At 62.5% G+C, this 12,558-nt stretch carries 14 protein-coding genes; 6 read left to right on the top strand and 8 right to left on the bottom strand.

The window, feature by feature from the left end; genetic code table 11:
• Positions 1-36: 36 nt before the first annotated feature.
• Both FX982_RS21520 and FX982_RS21525 read right to left on the bottom strand, forming a co-directional pair.
• A complete protein-coding gene (locus FX982_RS21520) occupies positions 37-642 on the bottom strand; it encodes an FMN-dependent NADH-azoreductase (protein WP_172612506.1) in 606 nt (201 codons plus the stop codon).
• A 313-nt stretch (positions 643-955) separates the two neighbouring features.
• Complete coding sequence (locus FX982_RS21525) at positions 956-1,891, bottom strand: LysR substrate-binding domain-containing protein (protein WP_172612507.1); 936 nt, start codon at positions 1,889-1,891, stop codon at positions 956-958.
• Between the two features lie 175 nt (positions 1,892-2,066).
• Between FX982_RS21525 and FX982_RS21530 the strand changes: the two genes are divergently transcribed.
• Both FX982_RS21530 and cueR read left to right on the top strand, forming a co-directional pair.
• A complete protein-coding gene (locus FX982_RS21530; RefSeq protein ID WP_172612508.1) occupies positions 2,067-4,289 on the top strand; it encodes a heavy metal translocating P-type ATPase in 2,223 nt (740 codons plus the stop codon).
• Positions 4,286-4,699 carry a Cu(I)-responsive transcriptional regulator gene (gene cueR, locus FX982_RS21535; protein ID WP_172612509.1) on the top strand — a complete coding sequence of 138 codons (414 nt, stop codon included), beginning with the start codon at positions 4,286-4,288 and terminating at the stop codon, positions 4,697-4,699. The genes FX982_RS21530 and cueR overlap by 4 nt, the downstream gene beginning before the upstream one ends.
• A gap of 304 nt (positions 4,700-5,003) precedes the next feature.
• Here cueR and acpP read toward each other — a convergent pair whose 3' ends face one another.
• Positions 5,004-5,246 (bottom strand): acyl carrier protein, encoded by a 243-nt coding sequence (gene acpP / locus FX982_RS21540; protein WP_172612510.1) that lies wholly within the window; start codon positions 5,244-5,246, stop codon positions 5,004-5,006.
• A 349-nt stretch (positions 5,247-5,595) separates the two neighbouring features.
• On the opposite strand from acpP, the gene FX982_RS21545 reads away from it, so the two are divergent.
• Positions 5,596-5,940 (top strand): MmcQ/YjbR family DNA-binding protein, encoded by a 345-nt coding sequence (locus FX982_RS21545; protein ID WP_172612511.1) that lies wholly within the window; start codon positions 5,596-5,598, stop codon positions 5,938-5,940.
• A gap of 29 nt (positions 5,941-5,969) precedes the next feature.
• On the opposite strand, the gene FX982_RS21550 is transcribed toward FX982_RS21545, so the two are convergent.
• Both FX982_RS21550 and FX982_RS21555 read right to left on the bottom strand, forming a co-directional pair.
• Complete coding sequence (locus tag FX982_RS21550) at positions 5,970-6,413, bottom strand: DUF1294 domain-containing protein (RefSeq protein ID WP_172612512.1); 444 nt, start codon at positions 6,411-6,413, stop codon at positions 5,970-5,972.
• A 7-nt stretch (positions 6,414-6,420) separates the two neighbouring features.
• Positions 6,421-7,251, bottom strand: coding sequence for an undecaprenyl-diphosphate phosphatase (locus FX982_RS21555; protein WP_172613137.1), 831 nt, complete (start codon positions 7,249-7,251; stop codon positions 6,421-6,423).
• A 357-nt stretch (positions 7,252-7,608) separates the two neighbouring features.
• Here FX982_RS21555 and pnuC point away from each other — a divergent pair, with 357 nt between their 5' ends.
• The gene (gene pnuC / locus FX982_RS21560; RefSeq protein WP_122623195.1) at positions 7,609-8,172 is read left to right on the top strand and encodes a nicotinamide riboside transporter PnuC; all 564 of its coding nucleotides are present in this window, start codon (positions 7,609-7,611) and stop codon (positions 8,170-8,172) included.
• A gap of 5 nt (positions 8,173-8,177) precedes the next feature.
• On the top strand, positions 8,178-8,702 hold the full coding sequence (locus tag FX982_RS21565; RefSeq protein ID WP_172612513.1) for an AAA family ATPase: 525 nt from the start codon (positions 8,178-8,180) through the stop codon (positions 8,700-8,702).
• A gap of 51 nt (positions 8,703-8,753) precedes the next feature.
• On the opposite strand, the gene FX982_RS21570 is transcribed toward FX982_RS21565, so the two are convergent.
• Complete coding sequence (locus FX982_RS21570; protein ID WP_172612514.1) at positions 8,754-10,091, bottom strand: sigma-54-dependent transcriptional regulator; 1,338 nt, start codon at positions 10,089-10,091, stop codon at positions 8,754-8,756.
• Between the two features lie 388 nt (positions 10,092-10,479).
• Here FX982_RS21570 and FX982_RS21575 point away from each other — a divergent pair, with 388 nt between their 5' ends.
• The gene (locus FX982_RS21575) at positions 10,480-10,746 is read left to right on the top strand and encodes a hypothetical protein (RefSeq protein WP_062381945.1); all 267 of its coding nucleotides are present in this window, start codon (positions 10,480-10,482) and stop codon (positions 10,744-10,746) included.
• A 35-nt stretch (positions 10,747-10,781) separates the two neighbouring features.
• Here the strand turns inward: FX982_RS21575 and FX982_RS21580 are convergent, their stop codons facing one another.
• Positions 10,782-11,408 (bottom strand): vWA domain-containing protein, encoded by a 627-nt coding sequence (locus tag FX982_RS21580; protein WP_172612515.1) that lies wholly within the window; start codon positions 11,406-11,408, stop codon positions 10,782-10,784.
• Positions 11,409-11,461: 53 nt separating this feature from the next.
• Positions 11,462-12,502: an ATP-binding protein gene (locus tag FX982_RS21585; RefSeq protein WP_172612516.1), complete on the bottom strand. Its 1,041-nt coding sequence runs from the start codon at positions 12,500-12,502 to the stop codon at positions 11,462-11,464.
• Between the last annotated feature and the right edge of the window lie 56 nt (positions 12,503-12,558).

Here is a 12,558-nt window from a genome sequence, read left to right on the forward strand (position 1 = left end):
GCCCCTTCGCGGGAGGAGCTCGCGTCGAGGACGATCTTAGGCGAACAGCGTTTCGCTGATGTTTTTCTGCGCAGCGGCCATGGCGGCGGCACGCGGCTCGTCGCCATAAGCGAGGCCTTCGGCCACGACGAACTGCAGGTCGGTGACGCCGATGAAACCGAATACGACCTTGAGCAAATCATCATGGCCCGCGCCACTCGGCAGGCCCTGATGCAGACCGCCCGTCGTCGAAACGACGATCACTTTCTTGCCCTTGCACAAACCTTCCGGACCCGCTTCGGTGTAACGGAAGGTGCGGCCGGCTACACAGATCCGGTCGATCCACGCCTTCAACTGGCTCGGGATGCTGAAGTTGTACATCGGCGCACCGATGACCACCACGTCAGCCGACAGGAACTCTTCAAGCGTGGCTTCGTTCGTCTCCACTTCCAGCTTCTGTGACGCATCACGACCTTCCACCGGCGTACCGGCAGCGGCCAGCGTCGCACCGGAGAAATGACTGAGCGGCTCATTCGCCAGATCGCGGTAAACCACCTGGGTATCCGGGGTGATGGCGGTAAAAGACTGAACCACACTGCGGCTCAACTGACGCGAAGCGGAGTGATCGCCGAGGATGCTGGAATCGATGTGCAAGAGTTTCATAAGGTGCTCCCCAAGGTGAGAATCGCCGCCTGGCGATCGAGTGGCGTCATCCTACCGCTCGGAGCAATGCGTGATTAGCGGGTGGAAATGCGATAGATCGTCTCACCTGCAGGACAATCAAAAGATGGAGCACGAACGTTGGTTTGAGGGATCCTCGAAAAATCCTGATATTCACGGCCTCCACACTGGTCTCTTCCCGGCTGAAGCCGGTCCCACTAAAAGCAGCGCATTCAGCCAGTAAAATCCCGCCCAGCCGTTAGCGGGACCGGCTTCAGCCGGGAAGCAGTTGATCTGCTCTTGATGTTGAAAGCGCTCAAAGATGTCGCGCCAACTCACATGCCTCCCGATCCGCTCTGGCATTCGCGCCAAAATCCTCCGCCAGCAAATCCACCAACCCCCGCACCGACGGCAACAACCCCCGCCGCGACGGAAACACCGCATGAATCAACCCGCTCGGCGGCCGGAACCCCGGCAACACCTCAACCAGCCGCCCCTCATGCAACGAATGCCGAATCATGATCTCCGGCATCTGCACCATACCCACCCCCTCAACCGCCGCCCGGTGCAACGCATCCAGATCAGACGTCACAAAGCGCGGCTGATGGGGCACCTCAACCCGCTTATCGTCCGGCCCAATCAACGCCCAGCGGTGATCCCGGTTTGCCGGGGCCAGATCCATACTCGGCAGCCCCAGCAAATCCTGCGGCGTACGCAGCGACAAACCCTCCACCAACGACGGTCGCGCCACCAGCTTCTGGACGCTCTCGCCCAACACCTTCATCACCAGATTCTCATCGTCCAGCGGCGGAAACCGCACCCTCAGCGCGATGTCATAGCCCTCCCCCAACACATCTACCCGACGGTTGGTGCTCTCCACCTGAATCTGCACTTTCGGGTGCAGCACCAGAAACCTGGCGATCGTGTCGCTCACCCCCATGGCCCCCAGTGCCGGCGGGCAACTGATGCGCACGATGCCCTGGGGCTCGGACCGCGATTGCTCAACCACCTTCTCGGCGGCATCGGCCTCCACCAGCATCGCCACACAGTGCCGGTAATAATCCAGACCCACCTCGGTCACCGTGAACTTCCGCGTAGTGCGCTGGATCAGCCGCACTCCCAGCCGATCCTCCAGCTGCGCGATGCGTCGACTGAGCTTGGTCTTCGGCACCTCGATCTTGCGCGCGGCGGCGGCGAACCCCTTGTTCTCGACCACCTGCACGAAGTAGTACAAATCGTTGAAGTCGTACACGGTATGCCGCTCGCCTGGCCAAAAGGGCTGAGATTGTCGCAGGTTGCAAATAGGCTGTCCTGCACGGCCTGGGCAAACGATCCGGCCAGAAAAAAACCATCACGGCACGCCCCTTGACCTTGCCAGACGGGCAAGGTTGATCCTTACTGGCATTCGACTCACCGGAGTGTCCACGATGCCCAGTCCCGCAATAATCGATCTGCCCATTACCGGCATGACCTGCGCCAGCTGCGCAGGCCGGGTCGAGCGCGCCCTGCGCAAAGTGCCGGGCGTTCAAGTCGCCACGGTCAACCTCGCCAACGAACGCGCCCACGTCGAGGTCAGCGGGCAGATCGATCCCGCCGTGCTGTTAGCCGCCGTCGACAAGGCGGGCTACGGCGCCAGCCTCGAACAGGATTCAGCCGTCCAGCAGGCCAACCAGCGCCAACGTCACGACACCGAGCGCTGGCAGTTGATCGTGGCCATCGTTCTCGCGCTGCCATTGGTGCTGCCGATGATCCTGCAACCGTTTGGCGTCCACGGGATGCTCCCGGCATGGCTGCAGTTCGCCCTGGCAACGCCGGTGCAATTTCTCCTCGGCGCGCGCTTTTACATAGCCGCGTGGAAAGCCGTGCGCGACGGTGCCGGCAACATGGATTTGCTCGTCGCGCTGGGCACCAGCGCCGGTTATGGGTTGAGCGTTTACCAGTGGCTAAGCGCTGCGCCCGGTTCGATGCCGCACCTGTACTTCGAGGCGTCGGCGGTGGTCATCGCCCTGGTCCTGCTCGGCAAATACCTGGAGAGCAGCGCCAAGCGCCAGACCGCCAGCGCGATTCGGGCGCTGGAAGCCTTGCGCCCCGACCGCGCGATCCGGCTGGTGAACGGGCAGGAAGCGAACGTCGCCATCAGCGAATTGAGCGTCGGCGATACGGTGGTAGTGAAACCCGGCGAGCGCTTTCCGGTGGATGGCGAGGTGATCGAAGGCCAGAGCCACGCCGATGAAGCCCTTATCAGCGGCGAGAGCCTGCCGGTGCCGAAACAGCCCGGCGACAGGGTCACTGGCGGCGCGATCAATGGCGAAGGTCGGCTGCTGATCAGCACCCGGGCGCTGGGCGCGGAAACCGTGCTGGCGCGCATCATCCGTCTGGTGGAAGCCGCGCAGTCTGCCAAGGCGCCGATTCAGAAGCTGGTCGACAAAGTCAGTCAGGTGTTCGTACCGGTGGTCTTGTTGATAGCGGTCGCCACACTGACCGGCTGGCTGATGGCCGGTGCCTCACTGGAGAGCGCATTGATCAACGCCGTCACCGTGCTGGTCATCGCCTGCCCCTGCGCGCTGGGGCTAGCCACTCCCACCGCGATCATGGCCGGCACCGGCGTGGCCGCACGCCACGGCATCCTCATCAAGGACGCCGAAGCCCTGGAACGCGCCCATGAAGTCACCACGGTGGTGTTCGACAAGACCGGCACGCTGACCTCCGGCACGCCGCGCATTGCCCACATGGTCGCGCTCGACGGTGACGAAAACAACGTGCTCGAACTGGCCGGTGCGCTGCAGCGTGGCAGCGAACACCCGTTGGCCAAAGCGGTGCTGGACGTAACCGCCGAGCGCGGCCTGAGGCTGGAGGCCGTCGGCAATAGCCGCGCGCTGGCCGGACGCGGTATCGCCGGGACCCTGCAAGGCCGCGAACTGGCGCTGGGTAATCACCGCTTGCTGCAAGAAAACGGCCTGAACGGGGACGCCCTGCACAAGCGCGCTCAGGCCTGGGAAGCCGAAGGCCGCACGCTGTCCTGGCTCATCGAATTGAGCCCGCAGCGTCAGGTGCTGGGCCTGTTTGCCTTCGGCGACACGCTGAAGACCGGCGCCGTTGAGGCCATCGCGCAACTGAACGCCCGGCACATCAGCAGCCACTTGCTGACGGGTGACAATCGCGGCAGTGCGAGAGTCGTCGCGCAGGCCCTGGGCATCAGCGATGTTCACGCCGAGGTATTGCCTGCCGACAAAGCCGCGACCGTCGTGTCCCTGAAGGAAACCGGGGTGGTGGCGATGGTCGGTGACGGCATCAACGACGCCCCCGCCCTGGCCGCTGCCGACATTGGCATCGCCATGGGCGGCGGCACGGACGTCGCCATGCATGCCGCCGGCATCACCCTGATGCGCAGCGACCCACGGTTGATCCCCGCCGCCCTCGACATCAGCCGCAAGACCTACGCGAAGATCCGCCAGAATCTGTTCTGGGCCTTCTTCTATAACCTGATCGGCATTCCGCTGGCCGCGTTCGGCCTGCTCAATCCGGTGCTGGCCGGCGCGGCCATGGCCTTGTCGAGTGTCAGCGTCGTGAGCAACGCCCTGCTGTTGAAAACCTGGACACCCAAAGACGACCCCAAAGACAAGCCCAACCACACGGGAGACGCGTCATGAACATCGGACAAGCCGCCAAACGCAGCGGCCTCAGCGCCAAGATGATTCGTTATTACGAATCCATCGGCCTGCTGCCTGCCGCTGCCCGCACCGACAGCGGTTACCGCCTGTACGGCCCGGACGAGTTGCACACCCTCGCGTTCATCAAACGCTCGCGGGATCTGGGGTTTTCCCTGGAAGCGGTCGGCAAACTGCTGACCCTGTGGCAAGACCGCGGCCGCGCCAGCGCCGACGTCAAGGCGCTGGCGCACCAGCACATAGCCGAACTCAATCAGAAAATCGAGGAATTGGCCGGGCTGCGCGACACGCTGCAGAACCTGGTCAGCCACTGCCAGGGCGACCGTCGCCCGGACTGCCCGATTCTGGCGGACCTGGCGTCGAATGGCGGTCGCACCCATCAGCCCGGGTAAGCCCTCAAGGCACCTGTGCCCCCGGATCACTACGGAGGTGTCAGCGCAGAACAATGCGGTCTTCGGGCGCGAACAGTCATTCGTCGCAGGGGAGCTCACAAACGTGCAAATCGAAGTGATGCCGCACGCGCAAAATTAGGGCGGTGGTTTGAGATAACTGGCGTTTTGGGGTGTTTGCCCCCGTTGCAAGGGAATACCAAAAAAATCCCTAACGGAGGTGCTTAGAGCTCAGGACGGAAGGCGTTATGAATAATGGTTGGCTGATGAGAGGGGGCGGTATCAAACAGCCCATCTCAATGCTTTCTCAGCGGGCTTTGGTGAAAATCAAATCGATTGCCTGACCAACCGTCTTAATAGATTCAGCTTCGTCATCCGTTATCACAGTCTCGAACTCGTCTTCCACCGCCATCATTAGCTCTACTAGGTCGAGTGAGTCAGCGCCCAAGTCGTCGATGAACCTCGACTTCTCAGAAACGTCCCCTTCAGGAACACCAACTTTATTGGCGATTATTTCCTTAATCCTGGAAGAAATATCAGCCTTGTCCATGGCACACCTCTTTTTTCGTTGGTTGAGTACAATGTTTCGAATTCTCCCCCCGGTAGCCGTGCCCGACTACTGTCAGAAATGACAGGTTTTGCTCGAGAACCTTGCCATTTCGATGAGCGGCACTGTGTTGCAAGCCCGGCATTCAGTTTTCAACCCGCACTCATGGGTTTGCTCGCCATCCACTCCGCGACTTGCAGCGCAACGGCGTTTCCGACTGATAGCCTCTGCAAGGCTGCCCGTATCCAGTCCGACGCAAAGCCCATCATACTGAGGATGCGTATGACTCCCCAGCATAAAAAGTCCATTCGAGCCTGTGGCAGAATGCCTCCTTTGAAACCGGAAACACCTGATGGAAATTGAAGCAGTCGCGACGTTCTGCCTGAATCTTCCGGGCACGCGGGAGGATTACAAATGGGGCGGTGTCAGGGTGTTCTCCATCGCCGACACCAAGATGTTCGCGGTGATGGGCCTGGCGGGGAATGACCTGTCGTTCAAGGTCGGCGCCGAGCTGTTCCTCGGCTACGTTGACCGTCCGGGCGTGCGCCCTGCGCCGTACCTGGCCCGCGCTCACTGGATCACCCTCACCTACCCGTTCGCCATGGGCGAGGCCGAGCTGAAGGATGTGCTGACCCGCTCCCATCAACTGGTGGTCGGCAAGCTGTCGAAGCGCCGGCAGGTGGCGTTGAAGCTGTAATCGCGCCATCCCGCCTTTACGCGAGTCCTTTAGAACAGATGGCGGGAAATCAGGCGACCGCCGAACAGCAGACGGTCCATCCAGAACAGTTCGTGCAGCAGCACAATCAGCCAGAACAGCAACTGGTAGGAAAACTTGCGGGTCTTGTGGCGGAACACCTGCTGGGCCAGCAGTGCGCCGGGCCAGCCACCGAGCAGTTCCATCCCGTGCAGCAGCTTTTCCGGCGTACGCTGGCCGCCGTGCCGGGCCTGCTGCTTGTCGTAGCCGTACAAGGCAAAGGCAATAACGCTCATCAGCGCGTAGATCGCCGCCGGCAGCCAGCTGCCGCCGCGCGTCCAATACGTCACGACCCCGTAAACCGGCAAGCCGCACAGCAACAAGAGCGCCAGGAGCTTGAGTTTCAGGAAGCGCACCGCAACAGGCTTGCCAGCAGCCGGTCGACCCGGGTTTTGCGGTTCAAAGCGGTGAGTCATTGAAAGATCAGCCCTGCACGCTGGACCAGTCGACCCAGCCGAATTGCCAGGTCGCCAGAATCAGCAAACCGAAGGCGATGCGGTACCAGGCGAACACGTCGTAGCTGTGGGTGGCGATGAACTTGAGCAAGCCGCGCACGGCGATCATCGCGAAGATGAACGCGGCGATGAAGCCGATCGCGAAGACTGGCAAATCGCCAGGCTGGAACAGGTCTCGGTATTTGTAACCGGAGTACACCGAAGCCGCGATCATGGTCGGCATCGCCAGAAAGAACGAAAACTCGGTGGCGGTTTTGCGCGACAGGCCGAACAGCAGCCCGCCGATGATGGTCGAGCCCGACCGCGAGGTGCCGGGGATCATCGCCAGGCATTGCGCGAAGCCGACCTTCAACGCATCCACCCACGTCATCTCATCCACGGTTTCGGCGTGAATCGCATGCTCGCGGCGCTCGGCCCAGAGCATGATGAAGCCGCCGACCACCAGTGCAACGGCCACGGTGACCGGGTTGAACAGGTATTCGTGGATCAGGTCGGAAAACAGCACCCCGAGGACCATGGCCGGCAGCACGCCGATGATCAGGTTGAGGGTGAATCGGCGCGCCTCGGGCCGCGTCGGCAAACCGCTGACGACGTCGAGGATCTTGCGGCGAAACTCCCACATCACTGCGAGGATCGCCCCCAGTTGAATGATGATATTGAACGCCATCGCGCGCTCGCCGCCAAAGCCGATCAGATCAGCGACGATGATCTGATGACCCGTGCTGGAGATCGGCAGAAATTCCGTCAGCCCTTCTACAACCCCAAGTATCAGCGCCTGTGCAGCGGTCCAAAGATCCATCATTCCCCCGGCTGGAACCTGCTCATGGCAAGGCTCTCTTGATATGTATTACAAACTGTTGCGCGAACGATAAACGCTCGAGCGTAAAAAAAGCATGAACGCTGAAGCGGTCTGGCTCGGGCATGAGCGCGGCGATGCTAGCAGACCTTTCTGACGAACGCGCTAGCATGAATACTGGCGCGAAGCCTTTGACGTTCACCCCGTGCCCGTTACATTTCCTCTATGAGCGTCGCTGGATGCCCTGACGGTTTTCCGCTGCCTTTTCAGACGCTTCCGACGCATCATCGCCCCCCACCTCGGGCGATAAAGCGCCTACAATCGCCGACCCGTTTTTCCACCGTTTCTTCAGGAGTTGCCATGTCTGGGCTTGAGCTGTTCGCCGCTGCACTCGGTGTCATTGCCGTCTGGCTGACGGTCAAACAGAACCCGTGGTGCTGGCCCATCGGCCTGGTCATGGTGCTGCTCTACACCTGGATCTTCTTTGACGTGAAGCTTTACTCCGACATGCTGCTGCAGGTGGTCTACGCCGGGCTGCAGCTGTACGGCTGGTGGCAGTGGACCCGACGGGGCGCGGCAGACAACGGCCGCCTCGTCACCTCGCTGGGCAGCGGCAGTCTGTTGCTCAGTCTGGCGGCCGGCGCGGTGGTCAGCCTCGTGCTTGGCGCGGCCATGGCCCACTTCACCGACGCTGCGCAACCCTGGCTTGACGCCACATTGACCGGTTACAGCCTGGTGGCGCAGGTCTGGATGGCGCAAAAGCGCGTGCAGTGCTGGCCGCTGTGGATCCTCCTCGACGTCATCTTCGTCGGTCTGTTTCTCTACAAGGCGCTGTACCTCACCGCCGGCCTCTATGCCCTGTTCACCCTGCTCGCCGTGCAAGGCTGGCGTGACTGGCGCGCCGACCCTGCGCTGGCGCGTTGACCGGGATGAAAGTGCTGGTACTGACAGGGCCTGAATCAAGCGGCAAAAGCTGGCTGGCGGAAGAGATCCAACGTCAGTTCGGCGGCGTGCTGGTGGGCGAATACGTCCGCCAGTACATCGATGAGGTCCAGCGGGACACCGTTTACGCCGACATCGATGTCATCGCCCACGAGCAACTGGCACGGGAAGACGCCGCCCGCGCAGTCAAGCCGGCACTGCTGATCCTCGACACCCATTTGCTCAGCAACATCCTCTGGAGTCGTACGCTGTTCAACGACTGCCCGGCCTGGCTCGAAGCCGCCCTCGTCGAGCGCCAGTACGATCTGCACCTGTTGCTATCGCCCGACGGCGTCGAATGGGTCGGCGACGGTCAGCGCTGCCAGCCGGATCTGGGCGAACGCCAGGCATTCTTCGAGGCCAGCCGGCAATGGCTGGTGGCCCACCGGCAGCCTTTCGCTGTGATTGAAGGAAGCTGGAGCGACCGCAACGACCATGTGCTGCAGCGGGTCGCCCGGTTGATCAACGGCTGAATGCAAAACAGCCGGAAGGTGAGCGCCGGGCATAAATCGCCCGACGCCGGGTCAACGAATCTGATGTTTGTGCAGCAAGCGATAGAACGTGGGCCGCGAAATGCCCAGCACTTTGGCCGCTACGCTGAGGTTGTCGCTGTGACGGGTCAACACATCACACAGTGCTTGCCGTTCCGCCCGGGACTTGTACTCATCCAGGGTGGCCATGCTGGAGCTGATTTCCTCTTCGCCCAGCAAGCCGAGGTCAAACGCTTCGATCTGCCGCCCTTCTGCGAGCACCAGCCCGCGACGCACCCGGTTTTCCAGCTCCCGCACGTTGCCGGGCCAGTCGTGCTTGCCCATGGCGACCAGCGCGTCCTGACTGAAATTGCGCGCCCGCCGGCCGGTCTCCCGGCTGTAGAACTGAGCGAAGTGATTGGCCAGCAACGCCAGATCGCCGTGCCGCTCACGCAAAGGTGCGGTGCCCACTTGCAGTACATTGAGCCGGTAATACAGGTCTTCACGAAAACGCTTCATGCGAATCGCCGCTTCCAGGTCGACGTGAGTCGCCGCCAGGACCCGTACATCGACCGGGACGCGTTCGCCGGCCACCTGGATGTGCCGATCCTGCAAAAACCGCAGCAGGTTGGCCTGCACGTCCAGGGGCAGATCGCCAATTCCGTCGAGGAACAAGGTGCCGCCGTTGGCTTCTTCGATGCGCCCCGGCTTGCGCTGGCGTGATGCGTCGACTGTCTCCCCAGCGTCGCCGAAGAGCTCTTCCTGCAGCAAACCCTCCGAAGCCGCCCCGCAATTGACCGAAATAAAGGGCTGCTCGCGGCGCTGGGACTGCCCATGCAAAGTGCGCGCGATCAATTCCTTGCCTGTCCCGCCTTCGCCTCGGATCAGCACTGGCGATTCAGTGGGCGCCAGCTTGCCCAGCAAACGCCGCAACTCGCGCATCGGCCGGCTTTCCCCCAGAAGTTGCTGCCCCGGGTTCTCGCCAACAAAGAGGCCATTGGAATGGCTGGCGTCTTTGCCTCGCAGTCGCGCCATCCCGTAGGCGCGCCCTAACGTGACCTGCACCCGAGCGACATCGAAGGGCAAGGTATGGAAATCGAAGAACCATTCGCAGACGAAATCACCGATGTGCTCGCGGCGCAGGTCCTCGCTGGTCAGCACGGCGATCCATTCGGTGTTGCTTCGGGAAATAAGGGATTTGACCACTTCGGGGTGGGCGAAATGCTCGGGCAGCAGGCGGATAAGACCTACGTCACAGGGACGCAACGCCGCCTCTTCCAGGGTGCAGCTGTCGACATCCCAACCCGCGATACGCAAGCCGGGGACCAGCTGCAAACATTCCTCGCACGGTTCGACGATCAGCAGGCGGCGAATGGAGGCCAGATCATGCATGTTTGATTCCTTGGCGCCGGAGTCGCGTAGTGATCCATGGAGAAAACGTTCTTATAAACAGTGGCTTGTGAAGGCCGATTGACACCATAGCAAGATTTTTGACACGCCCTTGGATCGATTTTCTATAAGCCTCAGATCGAAACGTGCTTAGCAGCAGCGTGCGAGATCGAACGGCGCTGGCCATGAAAACCCCGGCTCAGGAACAGCTCACCCAGACGCGGGAAGGAAGCGCGACCTAACCTTCGTTCAAAATAAATCAGGAAATTTCAGGAATGGGTGTGACTCAGCCGTGGGGGACGGTCATCAGTACAGGTAGCGACACCAGTCACCACCGAGCGAAACGCCCGCCGCCGGTGCACAACGGATACGGGCACTTTGAGGACAGTCCATGAACGCCCCCTTGCGCTTCAACGATGCTTTGCTGATTGCCGGTCACGCCTTTGAACCCTTCCAGTGCGTGGCCTGGGCCCCACAGGATGGCAATGGCGAGCTGAGCCTGACGGTCGTCGACCGCACCAGCACCCGCATTGGCCGCAAGCAGATCCCCAGCAGCGCCTACTCCGATCCGAAACAACTGGCGCAGTTTCTTGAACAGGCCCGTGCGGAGATCAGCGGTGAAGGCTACAGCCTTGAGCCGTGGACCATGCCCGCCTGAGACCTGCTGATCAAACACCTGCCGACGAAGCGCGCTCAGCACTCGTCGATGTGGCGGTAGTCAGCGTCTAGCTGCGCGGCGATGTCCCGGGCGCGGCCCAGTCGGATGGGCCCGCGCTCGATGTCGATCAGCAGCACAGGGCCGCTGAACAAGGGAAGCGGCTGCGCCGGTCGAGCTGATAGCGCCGGCATGTCCTTGACCCGCCCGTCCGTGAGAATCAGCACCCGTTGCTGTTCCGCCGGGCAGCGCTTCTGCCGCTTGGCTGACCAGGCCGCGGCTTGATTGATCGCATCAAACAGCGGCGTGCCGCCTCCAGCGCCCAATGCATCCAGCCAGGGCTGCAACGCGGCGCTGGCCTTCAGGCCCTGATGCTGCCAGCGGGCGCCCGTGCCGCTTGCGGTGAGCAACGCCAGTCTGGCGCGCTGCCGATAGGCATCGTCGAACACCCCCGCCAACAACCCCTTCGCCTGACTCAGCGCCTGATTGCGTCGAGTCGATGCCGACGCGTCGACGATCACCAGCCAGAGCTGCTCCGGCCGGCGACTGCGGGGTAGATGCACCAGATCGGCACGAACCCGAGGGCGGCCGCGCAGCAACGTCGGCAGCCAGGCAATGGCGCCGTCGGCACCTGAGCGTGCGGCGCCGTTTTTACCGCCACCCACCGCGCCCGGTCGAGGGATGGCATTCGCCCCCTTCGACAGGCGGGGGCGAATGCCTAGGGCTTTTTTGGCCAGTGGGGCACTTCTTTGCCATTGCCGGTTTGCACGCTGCGGGCGGGTAGCTCGCCCCAACTGCCCTCGCCTGATGCTGGCGCGTCATGCTGCGGGCGAGCACCTTCATCGGGTGTCGGCGGGGTCTGCTCTGATGAGGCAGGGGGTTGGGGTTGGGAGTGATGGGGTGGTTGCGGCTCACGCCGGCGGTGGCGCAGGGCAAAATCTGCCACGGCGTCGATGTCCGCTTCAGTGATATGGGCTCCGCCACGCCAGGCCGCATGGGCACGGGCCGCGCGCAACCAAACCAAATCCGCCCGCAAACCGTCGACCCCGGCGGCAAAACAACGCTCGGTGATCAGGCCCAGACTGACGTCATCCAGCTCGATGCTCGGCAACAGCCCACGGGCGGTTTCACAACGGGCCTTCAATGCCTGCTGCTGCGGGGCCCACTGCTCGCAGAACGCTTGCGGCGCGGCGTCGAAATCCAGCCGGCGGCGAATGATCTGCCCGCGCTGTTGCGGTACCGTCTGCCCGCTCAACGCCACGTTCAGGCCGAAACGGTCGAGCAACTGCGGGCGCAGCTCGCCCTCTTCCGGGTTCATGGTGCCGATCAGCACAAAGCGCGCGGCGTGGCGGTGGGAGATGCCGTCGCGCTCCACCAGATTGACCCCGCTGGCGGCCACGTCCAGCAGCAGGTCGACCAGATGGTCCGGCAGCAGATTGACCTCATCGACGTACAGGACGCCGCCGTCAGCCTTGGCCAGCACCCCCGGTGAGAACGCCGCACGGCCTTCGCCCAGCGCCGCGTCGAGGTCCAGCGTGCCGACCAGCCGCTCTTCGGTGGCGCCCAGCGGCAGCGTGACGAACTGACCGCTGGCCAGCAGTTCCGCCAGCCCTCGGGCCAGGGTCGATTTGGCCATGCCGCGCGGCCCTTCAATCAACACGCCGCCGATTTTCGGGTCGATGGCGGTCAGGCACAAGGCGAGCTTCAGGTCATCGGCACCGACGACGGCGACCAAAGGAAAATGTGGGGTGTCGGTCATGTTCGATTCTCTTCAAGCCGCAGGTCAGTCACGTTGTTCAAGCCCGTCAGGTGGCT

The sequence above is a fragment of the Pseudomonas graminis genome (assembly GCF_013201545.1).
Classification (GTDB): domain Bacteria; phylum Pseudomonadota; class Gammaproteobacteria; order Pseudomonadales; family Pseudomonadaceae; genus Aquipseudomonas.